Origin of the sequence: Streptomyces sp. 11-1-2 (assembly GCF_003595545.1) — a bacterium.
Classification (GTDB): domain Bacteria; phylum Actinomycetota; class Actinomycetes; order Streptomycetales; family Streptomycetaceae; genus Streptomyces; species Streptomyces hygroscopicus_B.
Map to the genome: position 1 here is coordinate 8,682,673 of NZ_CP022545.1, position 18,289 is coordinate 8,700,961.

15 protein-coding genes and 1 pseudogene are annotated in these 18,289 nt (G+C 67.7%); 3 read left to right on the top strand and 13 right to left on the bottom strand.

Translation table 11 applies throughout. From position 1 onward, the window contains the following. Positions 1-11: 11 nt before the first annotated feature. The 10 genes and pseudogenes from CGL27_RS37265 to CGL27_RS37310 form a co-directional block, all read right to left on the bottom strand. Positions 12-1,364 (bottom strand): amidohydrolase family protein, encoded by a 1,353-nt coding sequence (locus CGL27_RS37265; protein WP_119992103.1) that lies wholly within the window; start codon positions 1,362-1,364, stop codon positions 12-14. Positions 1,365-1,906: 542 nt separating this feature from the next. Continuing rightward, positions 1,907-2,692, bottom strand: a complete 786-nt coding sequence (cofC, locus tag CGL27_RS37270; protein WP_346345756.1) for a 2-phospho-L-lactate guanylyltransferase — start codon at positions 2,690-2,692, stop codon at positions 1,907-1,909. Continuing rightward, the gene (locus tag CGL27_RS37275; protein WP_276147932.1) at positions 2,673-5,258 is read right to left on the bottom strand and encodes a bifunctional FO biosynthesis protein CofGH; all 2,586 of its coding nucleotides are present in this window, start codon (positions 5,256-5,258) and stop codon (positions 2,673-2,675) included. The genes cofC and CGL27_RS37275 overlap by 20 nt, the downstream gene beginning before the upstream one ends. A gap of 400 nt (positions 5,259-5,658) precedes the next feature. Then, positions 5,659-6,120 (bottom strand): hypothetical protein, encoded by a 462-nt coding sequence (locus CGL27_RS53645; protein WP_346345793.1) that lies wholly within the window; start codon positions 6,118-6,120, stop codon positions 5,659-5,661. Between the two features lie 22 nt (positions 6,121-6,142). After that, the gene (npdG, locus tag CGL27_RS37285) at positions 6,143-6,802 is read right to left on the bottom strand and encodes an NADPH-dependent F420 reductase (RefSeq protein ID WP_119994746.1); all 660 of its coding nucleotides are present in this window, start codon (positions 6,800-6,802) and stop codon (positions 6,143-6,145) included. Between the two features lie 202 nt (positions 6,803-7,004). Further along, positions 7,005-8,531: a long-chain fatty acid--CoA ligase gene (locus CGL27_RS37290; protein ID WP_119992105.1), complete on the bottom strand. Its 1,527-nt coding sequence runs from the start codon at positions 8,529-8,531 to the stop codon at positions 7,005-7,007. Positions 8,532-8,690: 159 nt separating this feature from the next. After that, on the bottom strand, positions 8,691-9,239 hold the full coding sequence (locus CGL27_RS37295; RefSeq protein WP_119992106.1) for a nuclear transport factor 2 family protein: 549 nt from the start codon (positions 9,237-9,239) through the stop codon (positions 8,691-8,693). Between the two features lie 33 nt (positions 9,240-9,272). Beyond that, the gene (locus CGL27_RS37300; RefSeq protein ID WP_119992107.1) at positions 9,273-10,127 is read right to left on the bottom strand and encodes a fumarylacetoacetate hydrolase family protein; all 855 of its coding nucleotides are present in this window, start codon (positions 10,125-10,127) and stop codon (positions 9,273-9,275) included. A gap of 10 nt (positions 10,128-10,137) precedes the next feature. After that, a complete protein-coding gene (locus CGL27_RS37305) occupies positions 10,138-11,112 on the bottom strand; it encodes a zinc-binding alcohol dehydrogenase family protein (protein ID WP_162953150.1) in 975 nt (324 codons plus the stop codon). Between the two features lie 212 nt (positions 11,113-11,324). Continuing rightward, positions 11,325-11,590, bottom strand: a pseudogene (locus CGL27_RS37310) (transposase); the annotation flags it as partial. A 601-nt stretch (positions 11,591-12,191) separates the two neighbouring features. On the opposite strand from CGL27_RS37310, the gene CGL27_RS37315 reads away from it, so the two are divergent. After that, the gene (locus tag CGL27_RS37315) at positions 12,192-12,890 is read left to right on the top strand and encodes an FCD domain-containing protein (RefSeq protein ID WP_119992109.1); all 699 of its coding nucleotides are present in this window, start codon (positions 12,192-12,194) and stop codon (positions 12,888-12,890) included. 497 nt (positions 12,891-13,387) lie between these two features. Here CGL27_RS37315 and CGL27_RS37325 read toward each other — a convergent pair whose 3' ends face one another. Beyond that, entirely contained in the window at positions 13,388-14,251 is an 864-nt protein-coding gene (locus tag CGL27_RS37325; RefSeq protein WP_119992111.1) for a LysR family transcriptional regulator, read from the bottom strand. A gap of 208 nt (positions 14,252-14,459) precedes the next feature. Here CGL27_RS37325 and CGL27_RS37330 point away from each other — a divergent pair, with 208 nt between their 5' ends. After that, a complete protein-coding gene (locus tag CGL27_RS37330; protein ID WP_119992112.1) occupies positions 14,460-15,332 on the top strand; it encodes an aldo/keto reductase family oxidoreductase in 873 nt (290 codons plus the stop codon). A 22-nt stretch (positions 15,333-15,354) separates the two neighbouring features. On the opposite strand, the gene CGL27_RS50400 is transcribed toward CGL27_RS37330, so the two are convergent. Further along, a complete protein-coding gene (locus CGL27_RS50400) occupies positions 15,355-15,693 on the bottom strand; it encodes a hypothetical protein (RefSeq protein WP_162952804.1) in 339 nt (112 codons plus the stop codon). A 92-nt stretch (positions 15,694-15,785) separates the two neighbouring features. Between CGL27_RS50400 and CGL27_RS37335 the strand changes: the two genes are divergently transcribed. Further along, entirely contained in the window at positions 15,786-16,829 is a 1,044-nt protein-coding gene (locus CGL27_RS37335) for an alpha/beta hydrolase (protein WP_119992113.1), read from the top strand. An 805-nt stretch (positions 16,830-17,634) separates the two neighbouring features. Here the strand turns inward: CGL27_RS37335 and CGL27_RS37340 are convergent. Further along, on the bottom strand, positions 17,635-18,288 hold the full coding sequence (locus tag CGL27_RS37340) for a response regulator transcription factor (protein ID WP_119994747.1): 654 nt from the start codon (positions 18,286-18,288) through the stop codon (positions 17,635-17,637). Between the last annotated feature and the right edge of the window lies 1 nt (position 18,289).

Sequence of the window (18,289 nt, forward strand, 5' to 3'; positions counted from 1 at the left end):
AAGAGAATCGTTCAGTTCTGCGGCAGCCAGGACGGAGTCATGCCGCTCGAACGCAGCACGTGGTCACGGGAGCGCTCCGCGTCGGCCCGGAGCCGGGCGAGGTCGACCCCGACGAGCTTGCCGGCCCGCTTGCGGAACTCGCCGCGGACGATCACCGTGTCGACATTGGCCGTGTCGGCACTGGTCACCACGGTGGCGACGGGGTCGACCAAGGGCATCGTGTTGATGTCATCCGCCCGGATCAAGACGATGTCCGCGTCCTTACCGGGAGCCAGGGTCCCGATGCGATCGGCCAGTCCACAGGCCTGGGCACCGGCACGTGTCGCGAAGCCGAGCACGTCCGCATGGGTGAGTGCCGGCGCGAATGCGACATCGACATCGTCGCCGAACGAGGAGATGCGGCCTTGGGCGAGCGCGGTCCGCATCTGGGTGAACATATCGCCGGGGACCGAGGTGGCGACGTCGATGCTCAGCGAGGGCGTCACCCCTTGCTCCAGCATCCGCGTGATCGGTGGATGGCCGTGCCCCATGAGCATCTCGACGTACGGAGCGACCGAGGCAGAACCACCGGTGCGTTTGATCATCGCGAGCTCGTCGTCGGTACTGGTGTTGGCGTGGACGTAGGTGGTGTCCGGGCCGAGCAACCCTGCGCGGTCGAGCTCGGCGATCGCCTGCCCGTGCACGCCCGTGATCCGCATCCCGACGTGGACGGAGATCCTGGCTTCCAGCTCGCGAGCAAGCCGCCAGTCATGCACGCACACCTCGGGGCGGCTCACTCCTGGCCCGCGGACGGCAAGGGCGAAGGTGAGGAGGTCGTCCTCCGATGAGAAGTACTGCTCGCGGATACGGCGGGCGTCCGCTGGATGGCCGAGTTCGCTGTAGGCCCACCATTCGCCACCCGCCGGCGTCCCGTGGGCGTACATCGCACGGATACCGGCTGCGCGCAACGCTGTGATGCCGGCGTCCGCGTGCTCGGGCGTGTTGTTGCAATGCGACCAGTCCACGATCGTGGTGATGCCCGCGTTGAGGGCCTCGAGCGCGCCGAGCCGGTTCCCGGTGTAGACGTCCTCGGGGCGGTAGGCGGGGCCGATGGCACCGATCACCTGGGCGAGGTATCCGTCCAGCGTGCACGCCGGCAGTACGCCGCGCAGCACGGTCTCCCACATGTGCCGATGAGTATCGACGAACCCCGGGACGACTACAGTTCCGGCGGCGTCGAGGGTTTCCGCGTCTGTCACGGGGAGATCCGGACCGATCTGAGCGATCTTCCCGTCCTCGACGAGTACGTCAGCGCGGGGCAGATCGCCCAGTGCCGGGTCGAGGGTCAGGACGAATCCGTTCTTGAGCAACAATCTTGACGGCATCGTTCAGCCTCCGTTGTTCGGTGTGCAGAGGGGCAACAGGGTTCCGGCGTCGGCCGATCGCCGCTGACGGAAAGGTTCTGACAGCCGGTCGATGGCGAAGGACCACACGGAACGTTCAAGGTTTCTGGGGCAGCAGAACCGGTCGGCCGTGCGCCCCTTGCTCAACTGCCGTGTACGCATCGGCGCCCGCTCCAGCGGATAAGTCGCGAACACCGAGTGCGATAGAACGCGAGGAGGTCGACACCGGCTACCGCCGCCTGCGGTGGGATGCTGATCAGGCAGACCCGGCCACGAACTCCCATCGCGTTGAGAATTACCGGGGTGAGCGCACCGCCGACCGTGTCCACCGCCCCGGTCGCACCCTCCGCACCCATTGCCCGGGTGAGCTGATCGAGGACTGGTGCCCCGCCGTCCGGCCTCCACCACCTCGACGAGTCCCCGACAACTAGAGCAGACCGCGTCTCGTCGTGTCATCACGAAGCTCTCCCGCCGTCGGGGTGACAGGCCGTTCTGCCACAGCTAGATTTGTTTATAATGACTCGCTAGTAGCATGTCAATGCTACTTTCGAAAATAGCTCCGCGGCGAGCACAGGGGGTATCCAGGGCGGCACGGGGACGGCGGGCGCCACGGTGGCTCCCCGGCCCGGGGTGACCCTGACAGACCCGGCTGGTAGGGGCAGTTCGCGCATGTTCGATCGCAGAGCTGTGGAGTACGGACCGACGCCCAAGCTAAGCGCTGCACCCAGGTCCATCGGTGTGTCAACGTCCAGTCGGGCGCCGGGAACGTTGGCGATGATGAGTTCGTGGGCCCCCGTGACAGCGTGCTGGGTGCGGGAGGCACCCTCGAAGCGAGGTAGGAGCATTCGCGGTGTGCTCGCTGTCAAGATCGTGGTGCCAGAGCCTGTGTGGTCGGTGAGGAAGGCTCGGGGGTGATGCCGCGCGTCAGTCAAGACCTGCATGAGTTCCTCAGGCCGCAGGGCCGGTAGGTCCGCGGTCAAGACCGCCACGGGGCCCCCTGTGGGGCTGCTCGCAGCGTGGGTAGCGCCACGGTGAACAGCGGCGTTGAGGCCACAGACAGGGGTGTCGTCGGCGACCTTCGCTCCGGCCCGGGCAGCCAGAACGTGTGCCTCGCTGTCGGCCGTCACGACAATGACCTGTTGCACCAGCGGGGTATGGAAGATCGCGTCCAGGGTGTCCAAGTAAAAGGCCCGCGCCCATTCCGCCCGGCTCGCACCAGCCCAGATCGCTAGGCGGCTCTTGCCCAGGGCGAACGGTTTGACCGGTAGCAGCACGGTCCAGCGGGTGCTGTCAGTGTGGGGCACGATCACCTTCCAGGACGGGCAGCAGCTCGGGCAGGTGCCCGTCGGACGCCGCCGCGGCCCGCTGCCGTTCCTCCGGCACCTCGCCGTACAGCGTCGTACGCGGCCTCGCCGGCCGGCCGGCCGCCCCCGCCACCGCGATCAGGTCCCGCACCGACTTGTAGGAGCCGTAGGAGGAGCCCGCCATCCGGGAGATCGTCTCCTCCATGAGGGTGCCGCCCAGGTCGTTGGCGCCGGAGCGGAGCATCTCCGCCGCGCCCTGGGTGCCCAGCTTCACCCAGCTCGTCTGGATGTTGGGGATGTGCGGATGCAGCAGCAGCCGCGCCATCGCCGTAACCGCCCGGTTGTCCCGCATCGTCGGGCCCGGGCGGGCGATGCCCGCCAGGTAGACCGGCGCGTTGGTGTGGATGAAGGGCAGGGTCACGAACTCCGTGAAACCGCCGGTGCGTTGCTGGATGCCGGCCAGCGTACGCAGGTGGCCGAGCCAGTGGCGGGGCTGGTCGACATGGCCGTACATCATCGTCGACGACGAGCGGATGCCCAGCTCGTGCGCGGTCGTGATCACCTCGATCCAGGTGGCCGTGGGCAGTTTGCCCTTGGTCAGGACCCAGCGGACCTCGTCGTCGAGGATCTCGGCCGCCGTGCCGGGGATGGAGTCCAGGCCCGCCTCACGCGCCGCCGTCAGCCATTCGCGGATGGACATCCCGGTGCGGGTCGCGCCGTTGATGACCTCCATCGGGGAGAAGGCGTGCACGTGCATCCCCGGCACGCGCTCCTTGACCGCCCTGGCGATGTCGAAGTAAGCCGTGCCCGGCAGGTCCGGGTGGATGCCGCCCTGCATGCAGACCTCCACCGCGCCCACGTCCCACGCCTGCTGGGCGCGGTCGGCGACCTGGTCCAGGGAGAGGGTGTAGGCGTCGGCGTCTGTACGGCGCTGGGCGAAGGCGCAGAAACGGCAGCCGGTGTAGCAGACGTTGGTGAAGTTGATGTTGCGCGTGACGATGTACGTGACGTCGTCGCCGGCCACCGACTTGCGCACTTCGTCCGCCACCTGGCACAGCGCGTCCAGCGCCGGGCCGTCCGCGTGCAGCAGGGCCAGGGCCTCGGCGTCGGTGAGCCGGGTGGGGTCGTCGGCCGCCGTCGCCAGGGCCTGGCGGACGTCGGTGTCGACGCGCTCGGGGACCATGCCGGGGGCGGCCGCGGCGCGCAGTTCGGCCCAGTCGCCGTAGACCTCGTCGAAGTCGTCGCGGCGGTCGCAGGTGCGGCCCTCGGTGTCGATCGCGGTGTGCAGATCCGTACGGCCGGAGGGCACGAACACCTCCTCCGGCTCCTGCCAGGAGTGGCCCTCGACCACCGCGTCCGGGCGGGCGAGGCCGGTCTGCGCGTCGGCCAGGGCACTCACGTGCGGGCGCAGCCGCGGGTCCAGCCAGGGCTCGCCGCGCCGCACGAACTCCGGGTAGACGCACAGGCGTTCACGCAGCTCGAAGCCGGCCGCCGCGGACCTCGCCGCCAGCTCCTCGATCTGCGGCCAGGGCCGCTCGGGGTTGACGTGGTCGATGGTCAGCGGGGAGACCCCACCCCAGTCGTCGATGCCGGCGCCGATCAGCCGCTCGTACTCGGCGTCGACGAGGTTGGGCGGGGCCTGTAGGCATGCGCTCGGGCCCATGATGTGCCGGGCGACGGCCACCGTGGCCACCAGCTCGTCCAGTTCGGCGTCCGGCATGCCGCGCATCGCGGTGCCGGGCTTGGCGCGGAAGTTCTGGATGATCAGTTCCTGGATGCCGTGGTACGCCCGCGCCACCTTGCGCAGCGCGAACAGCGACTCCACCCGCTCCTCGTAGGTCTCCCCGATGCCGATGAGGATGCCGGAGGTGAAGGGGACGGAGGAGCGGCCCGCGTCCTCCAGCACCCGCAGCCGGACGGCCGGTTCCTTGTCCGGGGAGCCGTGGTGCGGGCCGCCGGGCTCGGACCACAGCCGGGTCGCGGTCGTCTCCAGCATCATGCCCATCGAGGGAGCGACCGGCTTCAGGCGCTGGAAGTCCGTCCACGACATGACGCCCGGGTTGAGGTGGGGCAGCAGGCCCGTCTCCTCCAGGATGCGCACGGAGATGGCGCGGACGTAGGCGATGGTGTCGTCGTAGCCGTGCGCGTCGAGCCACTCGCGCGCCTCCGGCCAGCGCTCCTCGGGCTTGTCGCCGAGGGTGATCAGGGCTTCCTTGCAGCCGAGGGCGGCGCCCTTGCGGGCGATGTCGAGGACCTCGTCCGGCGACATGAACATCCCGTGCCCGGCGCGGCGCAGCTTGCCGGGCACGGTGGCGAAGGTGCAGTAGTGGCACTTGTCCCGGCACAGCCGGGTCAGCGGGATGAAGACGCTCTTCGAGTACGTGATCACGCCGGGGCGGCCCGCCGCGTCGAGGCCCGCGTCGCGGACCCGGGCGGCGGACTCCGCGAGGCCGGTGAGGGCCTCGCCGCGCGCCTGGAGCAGGACGGCGGCCTCGGTGACGTCCAGGGCGGCGCCGTCCCGGGCGCGTTTGAGAGCGCGACGCATGGAGTTCTCGGTGAGGACCACTGGTATTTCTCCAGATTGCGATCATGTCTGCTGTGAAGGGCACTGCTCTTGCCGGGTGAAGCGCTTCCTGCGAATGATCTTTACTGAGGTGTAGGCGGCTTGGCTGCTGGGAGGGGCGTTGTGATGCGATACCTTTCGGGCCTGTGCGAAGGAGGTACGAGAGAGCTGGCGTCGGTCACCTCGGTGAAATGCCGGCGGGCCAGCCAAGCGGCGCGAGCCGCAAACTGATCCGCCCGACAGACCAACACTGAACTGCCCAGGCTTCAGCCAGTCAGTGAGGTGTCATGGTGGTCAGGTCGATACGAGGGCGAAGCGGATCTCGGGGATGCTCTCCACAAGCTCACGGAGCGTCCAACTCCTGTCAGCGGTACTGTCATGTTGCATGCTGGCGAGTCGTTTTCTGTGGTCAGGGGCAGGCTTTGATGCTGCGGCAGCCGCTGGAGTGTGGGGCAAGTTGTGGGGATGGGCTCGCCATGACGGCATCGTCCCCGTCACGGCCCGCTCGTAAGGACAAGGCTGTAGAACCGGTTGCGACGCTTCGGGGTCTCACCTGGCCGCGGGCGGGCTGTCCATCTGTGCCGCGGACGACCTGGATGTCCAGCTCGACGCGGATGGTGGTGCCGATGGCCGCGACGCGGTGGGCGAGCATCTTCTGCCAGGTGAGGGTGAAGTCCTCGCGGCGCAGTTCGGTGTCGGCCTTGCAGGCGGCGCAGGGCTCGCCCGTCATGCCGGTGCCGACTCCCAGGTAAGTGGTGTCGAGCTTGATGGTGCGGGCGACGCCGACGCTGGTGGACATCACCGGCCTGCCGCTGCGCGAGGTGACCGTCACCGAGCGGGGCGGCCTACGGATCGGTGCGCTGGTACGCATGGACAGCCCCCGACCTGGTTGGTCAGTTGTGAGAATCTGTGATCCGCAACCCCGCATGTATCTTGTATCGGTGATTGATCGCGATAAGGCTGGCGGTCAGTGCCTCGACCTGGGCCGCATTGCGAAGCCGCCCGCCATGGATGCCCCGGACACCGGGAATTGCGTCGGCCAGCCTGCACACCATGTCGTTGGCGTTGGGGTCGTCACCGAGAACCAGGACATCGAGGTCCATGCTGGACACTTTGGGGTCGCTTAGCAACACCGCGGAGACGTGGTGAAAGGCGGCGACCACCCGGGATTCTGGGAGCAGATCAGCGGCCCGCACCGCGACGCCGGGCACGTCGACAGCGTAGGGCCCGTTCCGGTCGAATCCCAACGGGTTCACACAGTCGATCACGATCTTGCCGGCCAGTTCCGGACGCAACGTCTCCAGGGTCTCGTCATGAGCGGCCCAGGGGACTGCGATGAGCACGACATCGCTGATCTCCGCACACGTGGCATTGTCGAGACCAATGACGGTGCCCGATCCAGACTCCGCTCGCAGCTCATTGGCGGCCGCGGCTGCCCTAGCCACGTCTCGTGAGCCGATCGCGACGGACAGGCCTGCGTTCGCCCACCGGTAGGCCAAGCCACGCCCTTGGTGGCCCGTCCCGCCGATCACACCGACGGTGATGGAGGCCATCCCTGCTTCTGATGTCGCATCGTGATTCTCGAGTCGCCCGACGGAGTCGAGGACGGGCCGGGTCAGGTTCTCTCGCGACATCGAACCAGGGGTCCTTTCTGGCTGCGAGCTGGTCCCAGTTGGGGCGCGGAAGCGGCAGCTCGTGGTGACTGGTTTCAGGTGTTTAGGGGGCCTGGTCGTGCTGAGGTGTTTCCCCGTGGCGTCACCGAATGATCTGGCGGTCTGCCAGGTGTGTCTCCTGGCGGAGTTGCCTTTTGGCAATCTTTCCGGTGGCGTTCTTTGGCAGATCTTCGACGAAGACAACCGACCTTGGCTTCTTGAACGAAGCGAGGTGCGCTTTGCAGAGCTCGACGAGCTCATCTGCGCCTAGGGTTTGGTCCGTTACGACGAAAGCGACGACGGACTCTCCCCACTCGCTGTCCGGAACTCCGACAACCGCGACTTCACGCACTGCCGGATGGGTGAGCAGGACCTCTTCGACCTCGCGCGGATAGACATTGGATCCGCCCGTGATGATGACGTCCTTCGCGCGGTCGGTCAGGTAGAGGTATCCGTCATCCGGGTCGAGATGGCCGATGTCACCGGTGTGCAGCCAACCGTCCAGGAGAGTCTCCGCGGTGGCTTTCGGGTTCTTCCAGTAGCCGTTCATGACCACGGCGCCCCGGACGATGACCTCACCGTCACTTCCATCGGGGACGGGAGAACCGTCCTGCGCGACGATGCGGAGGTCTATTCCACCGAAGGGGCGGCCACAGGAGCCGGGATGAGCGAGGGCGTCCCCAGGGGGCATCACCGTGATGGTCATGGGAGCCTCTCCCTGACCATACATCTGGGTGATGATTGGCCCGAAAGCGTTCACCGCGGCGCGCAAGTCCTCCTGGTAGAGGGGGGCGCCGCCGACGACGATGCTGCGCAGGCCCGACAAGTCGTACTTTGCGAACTGAGGGTTGCGCACGATCCTGTTCAACATTGTCGGCGCGAGGAACGCCGCGTGTGTGATCTTGTGCCTCTCGATCTGCCCGAGATAGTCGCCTGGCGAGAAGTTGCCGGAAGGCGAGATCACGTTCGTCGCCCCGCGGCCGATCGCGGGGAGGAGGTAGAGGCCGCTGCCGTGGGTGAGCGGGGCAGCGTGCAGGAAAGAACTGCCGGGAGCAACCGGATCTATATCGGCGTGGTAGGCGGCGGTCATCGCAGCCAGGTTGCGGTGACTCAACGTGGCACCTTTGGGCCTGCCGGTGGTGCCGGAGGTGTAGAATAGCCATGCTGGATCCGCGTCGTTGACAGCCGCCATGTCGAGCGGCCGAGCGGTGGGTACGGCTGAATACGCGGTGCTCGTGTTCGTCCCCTCGGCGGCCGTGGCCCGAATGATCCGGACCTGCGGCGGAAGCATGTCCGCCGCGGCAGAAGTCTCCGCCGAGACGAGGATCGCCGCGGCGCCGCTTTGCTCCACCATGTAGGCGATCTCGTCGGGGTGGAGGTGCCAGTTCAGCGGGACCGCGACGAATCCGCCCCAGAAACACGCCCAGAGCATCTCGACGAGTTCGGGCCGGTTGGGCAGGAGCAGCGCGACCCGATCACCAGGCCGCAGACCGAGCCGGCGCAATCCGGCCGCCACTCTTGCTACCCGATCGACAAGTTCGGGGTAACTGGTCCTGCGGCCCCCGAAGACAAGGGCGTCGGCGCCGCCGGCGCGGCGGCTGCCGTCGACGAGCAGGTGGGCGACGTTCAAGGCGTTCTCCGTGGTTTCACTGTGTGATAGCTGAATGGATTGCCGTCAGGCCGGCGAGCCCTCAGGTTCGAGGGCTCGCCCAGAGCAGTCAGCTTGACGAGACAACTGGTAATTTCGCTCTGAAGGCGGAGAGCGGCTGAACGGGTGACAGAGCCGATCTCACCACTGCCCGTAGTGCGGGCCGTCGGGGTAGTCGGTGACGACAGCTCCTTCAGGAATGTCGTCGACATCGCGGGGACCGCGGAACTCCCGGGACATCTCGTATGCGATCTCCCGCGCGATCCGGCCACCGCGCATCTCGAAGCAATGAACGAGGCGCATGCTCACCCGGTCACCGGGCTTGAACCCGAGGTTCGGCATTCCGTCCCCGACCACGGTGAGGTCGCAGATCTGGTCGTCGAAGACGTAGTCCTCGGTGGCGAAGCGGCGAAGCGTCGTGGTCCGGTTGAAATGCACTGTCTCGAAAATCGCTAGGTAGGCTTCTTTCACGGTGGCAGCGTCTTTGTACACCTGACCACGGAACGGTGCTTCCCAAACGATGTCGTCGGTGTAAAGCGCGATCGCTTTGTCGACACTTTCCGGGTTCTCGTTGTGGAAATGTGCCTCGACGACCCGGAGATTGTGCGCAATAAGCTCCTCGCGGCTCAGAGTCGATACATCGACCTCGAGAAGGTTGCCGATGTCAGCGGTGTGTTCGCTCGTCGTCATGGTCTTTCCTCCTTGCGATGCAGTGTGGGCGGTTCAGCGATCGGCGGTGAAGACCTGACGGATCTCGCCGATGCCTTCGACCCAGCTACGGAGTTCCTCCCCGGGCTGGAGGTAGCGCTGCGGTTGACGGGCGAGGCCGACTCCCGCGGGTGTGCCGGTGAAGATCAGATCGCCGGGATAGAGGGTCACGCCGTGCGACAGCGATGAGATCAGCTCCGGCACGTCGAAGATCAGGTCACTGGTGCGGCCTCGCTGGACCACGTCGCCGTCGATCGCGCAGCCGAGCTCGAGGTCGTCCGGATCGGACAGCTCGTCCGGCGTGACCAACCACGGGCCGACCGGTGCGAAACCCGCGTACGACTTGCCGAAGCTGAACTGCGGTGCGGGTCCCTGTAGCTGAGAGATTCGTTCCGAGAGGTCCTGTCCGACGGCGAGTCCCGCAACGCTGCCCCAGGCTTCGGCCTTACCGACCTCCTTGGTTTCCCGCCCGATCACGACGACGAGTTCCACTTCCCAGTCCGTTTTCCCGCTGGCTGGAAGCGTGACGGTCGTGTCGGGTCCTGTCAGCGACGACTGGAACTTGGTGAAGACCGGGGGCAGCCGGTCCGGAAGGTCGAACCCGGACTCCGCGGCGTGGTCGCGGTAGTTCAGGCCGATCGCGAAGATCTGCCGAGGCTCCGGGGAGGGGGCTCCCAGGCGCGACCGATGGAGTGTCAGGACGCTGTCCGTGGGGTTCACAGTGGCTGCCCAGTCGACGAACACGTCCCAGACGCCGTAGACCGACGCGGGGTTGGACCCGAACTTGCCTTTGCTGGCCGATTCGACGTCGATGCCCGTGGTGTCGTTCAGGACGATGGTGGCTCGGCCATCGTGGTTGGCGAAACGCATGGATCTCCGATCATTTGGTGACGATGCCGACGGTGTCGGCACCGGTTGGACCATGGGGAAGCAGAACCGGCCGTCCGCGTACGCCACGCTCGGCCGCGGCGAACGCCTGTGCTACCTCTCCCAGGGAGTAGGTGGCGTAGACAGGCGTTGGCCGAAGGCTGCCGTCCCCGAAACCGGGGGCGAGTTCGCGCAGCCGGGCGGCTGCCGACGCCGGAGCCAGTCGGCCGGTGTTCAGGCCGAGCAGGTGCAGTTCCTTGCGGTAGAAATCCAGCAGATCGATGGCGGCGACTGAGTCCTGTGGCGGGCTGCTGAGCAGGCAGATCTTGCCGCGCGCGCCCATGGCGCGGGTGATGTCCGCTGTCAGGGGGCCACCCACGACGTCGACGGCGGATGTGGCGCCTGCCGGTCCTGCGGCGTCCACAAGACGATCTCCCAGTGACAGATCAGCGTCGATCACCCTGTCTATTCCGGCGGCAACTGCCAGGCTGAGTTCGTCGGCCCCTTTGACGACGCCGATCACGCGTCGTGCGCCGAGCCAGCGGGCCACATCAGCGGCGGCCGCTCCGACTCCTCCCACGGCACCGGTCACGATCACCGTCGACTCGCGTCCGACCGGACCAGCCAGCCGTAGCGCGGCAGCGGCAGTGAGGTAGGACAGCGCGGAGGCTGCGGCCTCGGCGAAAGACAGCCCTGCCGGCATCGGGGTCACCGCTGTTCTCGACGACGCGAGGTACTGGGCGTAGGCGCCGTCGCAGGACAGGCCGATCTCGCCGCCCGCTCCCCAGACGGAACGGCCCAGGAGCTCGCGCGTGCCCGCGACTACAACGCCGGCGAAGGCTCGCCCGAGAACGCGAGGGAACGGCCCCGGCAGGATTCCGCGGCAGGCGAGTGCGTCGCTTCGATTCACCGCGGCGGCACGAACTTCGATCAGTACTTGGTCCGGACCGTCGATGCTCGGTACCGGGATGTCCTCGACCTGGAGCAACGCCGGCTCCATCGAGGAAACCGCTCTGACTCCGAGCATCACACCGGCGGGCGTCCCGGCCGAGGGAGCCTGGTCCGCGCCGGAAGCACGGGCGGCCTGCCGTCCCATCGTCAACTGCTTCTCCCGTCGTTGGGAGAGCGGCGGCTCCGCTCTACTGATATGTTCATACGCTTCTCATTCGAGCATGTCAATGTAATTTTCGAAAGTTACGCCTGCCACTGCTGGATGAGCCGGGTGGCGCTCGCGGGCGACAGACCGGCCGCCGAGCCCAGGGACTGCTCCAGTGCCGGTACGAAGTCGCCGGAGGACAGGCCGTGCAGGTAGAGCAGCGGCAGCACCTCGCTGATCTTGGGGGACTTGCGGCACCAGGACGGCAGGATCGCCGAGGAGAACCGTTCACCCGCGACGCCTTCACCTCGACCGCCCCGGCCGCCGTGGTGACCGTGCGAGGCAGGTGGTAGCCGTTGCGCACGACCAGGTGGTGGCCCTTCTAGTGGGGGCGGGTTGGCGGCGGATCTTGGCGATGCGGGCAAGTTCGCGTAGCTGGGTCTCGGCAGGCAGCGTGGACAGCCAGTAGTCGGTGGGCTCGGCTGCGTCGGCCGGCCATTGGGCGAGCAGCCGGCAGTCGGGCGGTGAGCCGTCGGCGGCGCGGAACGCGAGTCCGGACGGATCATCGCCATCGCCTCCGGTGCCGCTCGCCACGGCGTGCCGGACATGGCGGATGACGAAAGCCGCGATTGGGGCGCACCCGACCGACGCCGACGTGGACCGCAAGGTTATGTCGCTGGGGTTGCACCACATGCCTGTCGCGGCCTGCCACCAGAGGACATCGCACAAGCTGCGGTGTTCCTGGCCTTCAGGCAAGGCTCGCTATGTCTCCGGCGGCAGCCTGGACGTAGGTCGGTTACGCGGCCAACCACACGTGATGGCCCGCCGAGGGGCGCGCCGGGTCCTCGGCGGACAGGCGAGCCTGAGTGTAGCGACGCGGAAACATGTTTATATGCCTCCATTTAGTCGATATGCACTAAGGTTTCGAAAGTCACCGCGGCTTACCCATGAGCCAGGTAAAATGATGGACCATGGCGAAAGAAGGTCGATCGGCGACACGCGCGGCCGCTGTGCATCAGAGGCTGAGGGACGACATCCTAGGGGGACGGTTCCGCCCTGGTGAACGTCTGAAGTTCCAGCAGATTTGTGAGGATTACAAAACCTCGGTAGGTGCCGCGCGCGAGGCACTGACCCGACTGGCATCAGAGGGACTCGTCCGCTCGCAGCCCAATTTTGGCTACATGGTGACACCGCTGTCCCTCGAAGATCTCGAGGATCTCACGGCCGCACGCGTGGAGCTGGAGTGCATGGCTCTGCGCATGTCGATCGAGAAGGGTGACCGGCAGTGGGAGGCCAACGCGGTCGCCGCACATCACCTGCTTGCCCGGACACCCTTCACCTCATCTGAACAGCCCAGCCGCCCAACGGACGAGTGGGCGCGAGTTCACACCGAGTTCCATTTCGCCCTGATCGCAGGGTGCCCGAACCGACGCATACTGCAGGTGGCCCGGAGTCTTCGCGAGGAGGCGGGCCTTTACCAGCTCTGGTCGGTTTCATTCCAGCGGAAACCGGATCGCGACGGTGCAGCCGAACACCGGGCACTCCTCGATGCGTCTGTCGACCGGGATGCCGAGCGCGCCGCACTCCTGCTCCGCGAGCACCTCCAGCACACGGCACGACTGCTGCAAGCAGACGGCCTTCACGAGCTGCACGCCCCACCCGAGGAATGACAGGTCGAGGACGGGGACTCATTCAGCGCCTCCGACGCAGGGGCACTCCTCACTCCTCAACGGCCGGAGGACCCATCCCTCCAGCCCAGCGTCACGGCACGCAGCAAGCACAGCACGCCGTGCGTGCTGAGCTCGGCAGGTATGCCTTCCAGCTCCCCGACCTGCCCGGCGGTCTGCGCCCGCTGCGCGACAGGGACGCCACCGACGACGAGTGACGCGGCACTGCCGTACGGCATCATCGGCTCGTCGTGGTCGTGACCATCTTGTTCACGGCGTACGTGCTGGTCAGCAGCCCAGAAGGGTTCCGGTGGCCATCTCGCGGGCCGGGGCCGTGACGCTGCGCCGACCCGCCCGTCCCGTGACCAGCCCGGCACGCCTTCTGCCGGCATGAAGGTCGGCAGTGCACGCGCCCATGGGCGGGCGGCAGTGAAGTGTGGGCGCCGACGGTCAGGCGGAGGGGCATCAGGGTGACGGCGCGGTGGGAAGGCACGAGGGGGTCATAGCCGTGTGGCTGCGCGGACCAGCCCCGCGAGGGCGAGGGAGCGGCTGTGCGCGGGCCACGCGATGTGAGTGACGACGGGGGGTGCGTCGGTCAGGGGGACGGCGGTGTGCTCGGCCCATAGCCAGGCGCGGGCGGAGTCGGGGAAGACGGCCACGGTGCGTCCGAGGGCGATCAGTTGGGCCAGTTGCGTCTGATCGTGGATCTCGGGGCCCGGACCGGGTGGGTAGACGCCGTCACGGGACCAACGGGCGAGCGGAAGATCGGGGATGTCGCTGACGTCGGCCAGGGACAGAGTCTTGTGCGCGGCGAGGGGGTGCCCGGCGGGCAGGATGGCGATCTGCCCCTCGGTCATCAGTTCCTCGCTGTCGAACCCAGTGAGGGAGTTGAACGGCTTGTGCATGAGCGCCACGTCAGCCCGGCCATCGCGCAGCATCTCTTCCTGCTCGCATGTACCGCTCGGCAGCACGTCGATCTCGGCGGCGTCCGGCTCGGCCGCGTAGGCGTCGAGGAGCTTGTGCAGCAACTCGTGGGACGCGGCGGCCTTCACCGCCAGCACCAGGCGGTTGCGGGGGCCTCTCGGGTCGTCAGCGCCACCGGCGCGGCGGGCGCGGCGGGCGGCGGCGGTGATCGCGTCGAGGGCCGCGCGGCCCTCGTACAGCAGCATCTCCCCGGCGCCAGTCAGGGCGACTCCGCGACGGTTGCGTCTCAGCAGGGAGACACCGAGGCGCCGCTCGAGCCGCTGGATCGCCCGGGACAGCGGTGGCTGTGCCATGCCGAGGCGCTCGGCGGCACGGCCGAAGTGCAGTTCCTCGGCCACGGCCAGGAAGTACCTCAGCTCGCGGGTCTCCAAGATGTCCATGGCGACAGCATACCCCGGTGATACCTTCCGGGTATCACCGGGCACTGTGCCGGTATTGGATGCGCCGCTGGTCGGCGAGCGAACATCAACGGCACGGGCGAAGCGAGATCCGCGCCGGTAGCCGGCGCGGACGAGGTGCCGTCGACGAGCGGCGGACCACGTGACACGCAGCCCATGAAGTATCCGGCTCAGCAGGAAAGACACAGCCATGAACACACTCTCTGCGTCACTCCCCGGCGGCACCTGGCCCCTGGGCGATCTGACCGTCACCCGCTTCGGCTACGGCGCCATGCAGCTCGCCGGCCCTGGGGTCATGGGCCCGCCTGCCGACCGCGACGGCGCACTCACCATCCTGCGTGAGGCCGCCGACCTCGGGATCACCCACATCGACACCTCCGGCGCCTACGGGCCGCGCGTCACCAATGAGCTGATCCGTGAAGCACTGCACCCCTACCCCGAATCGCTGCACATCGTGACCAAGGTCGGCGCGGTCCGCGATGAGCAGGGCGGCTGGCCGCCTGCCCGGCAGCCCGAGGACCTGCGCCGCGCCGTCCACGAGAACCTCGAGGACCTCGGCCTCGACGTGCTTGATGTGGTCAACCTCCGGCTCGGCGACGCCCAGGGCCCTCGGCCCGGTTCGCTCGCCGAGCCCTTCGAGGCTCTTGTCGAACTCCAGCGGCAAGGCCTGATCCGGCATCTGGGCGTGAGCAACGCGACGGCGGAACAGGTCGCCGAGGCGCAGGTGATCGCGCCGATCGTGTGCGTGCAGAACATGTACAACCTCGCCCACCGCCAGGACGACGAGCTGATCGACGAACTCGCCGACAAGGGCATCGCCTACGTGCCCTTCTTCCCGCTCGGCGGCTTCACCCCGCTGGAGTCCACGGCGCTTTCTGCCGTGGCCACCCGGCTGGACGCGACGCCGATGTCGGTCGCCCTGGCCTGGCTGCTGCACCGGTCGCCGAACATCCTGCTCATTTCCGGCACCTCGTCAGTGGTACACCTGCGCGAGAACGCCGCCGGTACGGGACTCTCGCTCTCCGACGAGGAACTCGCCGAGTTGGACAAGATCGGCCGCTAGGCGTATTGACCTGAAGCGTTGTTCACGCGGTTGATCGGTGGGTGGCCGCCGAGTGCGGTGTGGCAACGGTGGTGGTCGTAGTGGTGACCCCTTTCCGCTGAGGCTGTTGCGCGAGCCGGGCCGAGAGGTTCGGCAGCCGCCACCGCCCGGCCCTTTTCGCGCGTGCCCTCTCCTCCTCAACCGCCTTCTCCAGCGGGGTGAGGACACCGGCGTCCACGAGCATGTCGACGGCGTCGTGGCGGGCCCGGGCCACGGCGGAGTCCACGCTGACCAGGGCTGAGGCCGACCTGTCCGCGCGCTGCGGCCTCGACATCACGCCGCCCATCGGCGAGCCGAAGACGCCTAGATCACCGGCAGTCACGGCTCGATCAACGCCCATTCGCCATCCGTCGTGACGCCTGCTCGGGCTTCACCCGAGGCTGCGCCTCGGCCAAGACAGCAAGGACCTCCCTCATGCCCTCGACCAAGCCCCGAAACCGCGCGGCCCGCTTCACCGTGGGCGCGGCGTCCGCCGCGTTGCTCGTCACCGCCGGCGCGATCACGTCCCCAAGCGCGTCCGCCGCCCCCGAGCGCGTATCGGGCTTCACTCGCCACACGATCACCCAGAAGGTCTCACTCACCGGCAGCGGACCGGCCGACCAGACACTGAGCGCCGTGGAATACCAACCGACCCACGCCCGCGTGAAGGGCATTCAGGTGATGATCCCGGGCGTCACCTACGACCACCGGTACTTCGATCTCAAGACAGACCGCGGCTGGATCTCGCAAGCACGCGAGGCGGCCGAGGACGGCTGGATCACCGTCGCCGTGGACCGCCTCGGAACCGGCAACTCCAGCAGCCCGGCCGCGGACAAGCTGAACGGCACGACCCACTCCGCCACCATCCATCAACTGATCACCAAGCTGAGGACCGCCCACAAAGGGCTGCCGGTCGCACTGGTCGGCCACTCCATGGGAAGCGCGGTCGCCCTCCAGGAAGCCGCGTCCTACAAGGACGTCAACGCTGTCGTCGTCACCGGATTCATGCACCATGCCGGCTCCGGCCGGCTGCTGTTCAACGCCGCGATGCACCCCGCCGCCGAAGACCCCGCCCTCGCCGGCCGCGCGATACCGGACGGCTCCCTGACCACCCGGGAGGGCATGCGCCATCTGCTCTACTGGCCGTTCAACGCCGACCTGAGCACCGTGAAGGCCGACGATGCGGTCAAGCAGATCGCCACCGTGGGGGAGTCCACCTCCTTCGTGGACGAGCAGAGCAACGACACGTACGGCAAGAAGGTCAACGTTCCCGTCCTGTCGCTCGTGGGCGAGCACGATGGCCTGTTCTTCGACCCCGCCGACCTGAGCAAGACCCTCACAGCGGAGACCGCCGCCTACCCGGCCAGCCCTGCCGTCGACGTGAAGTCCATTCCCGGAGCCGGTCACGACCTGGCCCTCCAGCGCAACGCCGACAGCACCACCAACACCATCGACAAGTGGCTGTCCCGCAAGCTCTAGGAACACGCAACCCGGCCCCCGGACAGCAGGAGGCAACGCCCTTGAGGCGTGATCTCAGAATGGGACGCACCGCACCGTGGGCCAAGGCCCTCGGTGCGGTGTGCGTCCTCGCACTCGTCGGCATCATCAGCGTGTACATCGGGCAGAAAAGGACGGCCCACCACAACAAGCAGGCGGCCATGAAGGCGTCCACCGACCCGGCCCATGCCTTCGGCCGCGCCATCCGGCAGAGTGGAAACACACCGTTCCCCTCGTCCGCCCAAGTTCACTTCACGCTGTGGCAGGTCTCGCGGACCGCGAACCTGGACTTCACCTCTTCCTATGACGACGGCAACCCGATCGCCGGAGGACGGGGGCAGGTCACTCGCCGCTACTCCTACGCCGTCACCCGCATGCGCGCCTTGGGTGCCTCGGTAACGACACGCTCGCTGAAGGCTTGCCCCCGCCAGGGGCCAGACCTCAGAGAGCGGGAACTGGACACCGTCTACCGGAAGGCTTTCAAGGCCCGGGAACAGTTGGCGAGCGATGCCGGTGGCGGAGAGCTGACGTCTAGTGAGGTAGCACACGCCGTTGGCCCCCACGCCCGGCCGGCACTTTGTGTTTCCCGGAGTCGTAGGGTTTTGGCCCTGGCCCGGCGGGCCCGGGTTTCGATGATCCACTGGGTGACGGCGGTGGGGTCCGCGCCCGCTTCGAGGGCGGCGCGGTGGGTGGCGAGCTCGGTGTCGCAGTCGGCGATCACCTTACGGGCGGCTGGTGGTAAGGCCGCCGCCCGGCCCGTGGGTGCCGCTGGACCGTCCGGCACGGCTCAACGGCCGGTGAGCAGCTCGGCGTCGTGTGCGAGGATGGCGGCCTGTACGCGGTTGGCGCAGCCGGTGCGGGTGAGGATCCGGCTGATGTGCGCCTTGACCGTGCCGGCGCTCAGATACAGCTGATCGGCGATCTCCGCGTTGGACAGGCCCGTGCCGAGCAGCCGCAGGACATCCCGTTCGGCCGGGGTCAGTTCTTCGATCCTGCGCAGAGCGGCCTCAGTGTCCCGGCCGGACTGCACATGCCGTTCCAGCAGTCGCCGGGTGATCCGGGGTGCCAGTACCGGTTCGCCCTTCGCGGCGAGTTGCACGGCGCGGATCAAATCGGCGGGACCGGTGTCCTTGAGGATGAACCCGCTCGCCGCGGCCCGCAGGGCGCGGGTCACGTGCGCTTCCTCGCCGAAGGCCGTCAGCATCACGACGCAGGTGCGGGGCGAGAGGCGAGCGATGTCCTCGGCGGCGGCGATCCCGTCCCGGATCGGCATCTGGATGTCGAGCAGGGCGACATCGATCTGCTGGGTCCGGCATGCCTCGGCCGCCTCCCGGCCGTCGCCCGCCTCGGCGGCCACCTCGATGTCCTCGGCGTTCTCCAGGATCAGCCGGATTCCCGTACGCATCAGCGCCTCGTCGTCGGCGATCAGGACTCGGATCATC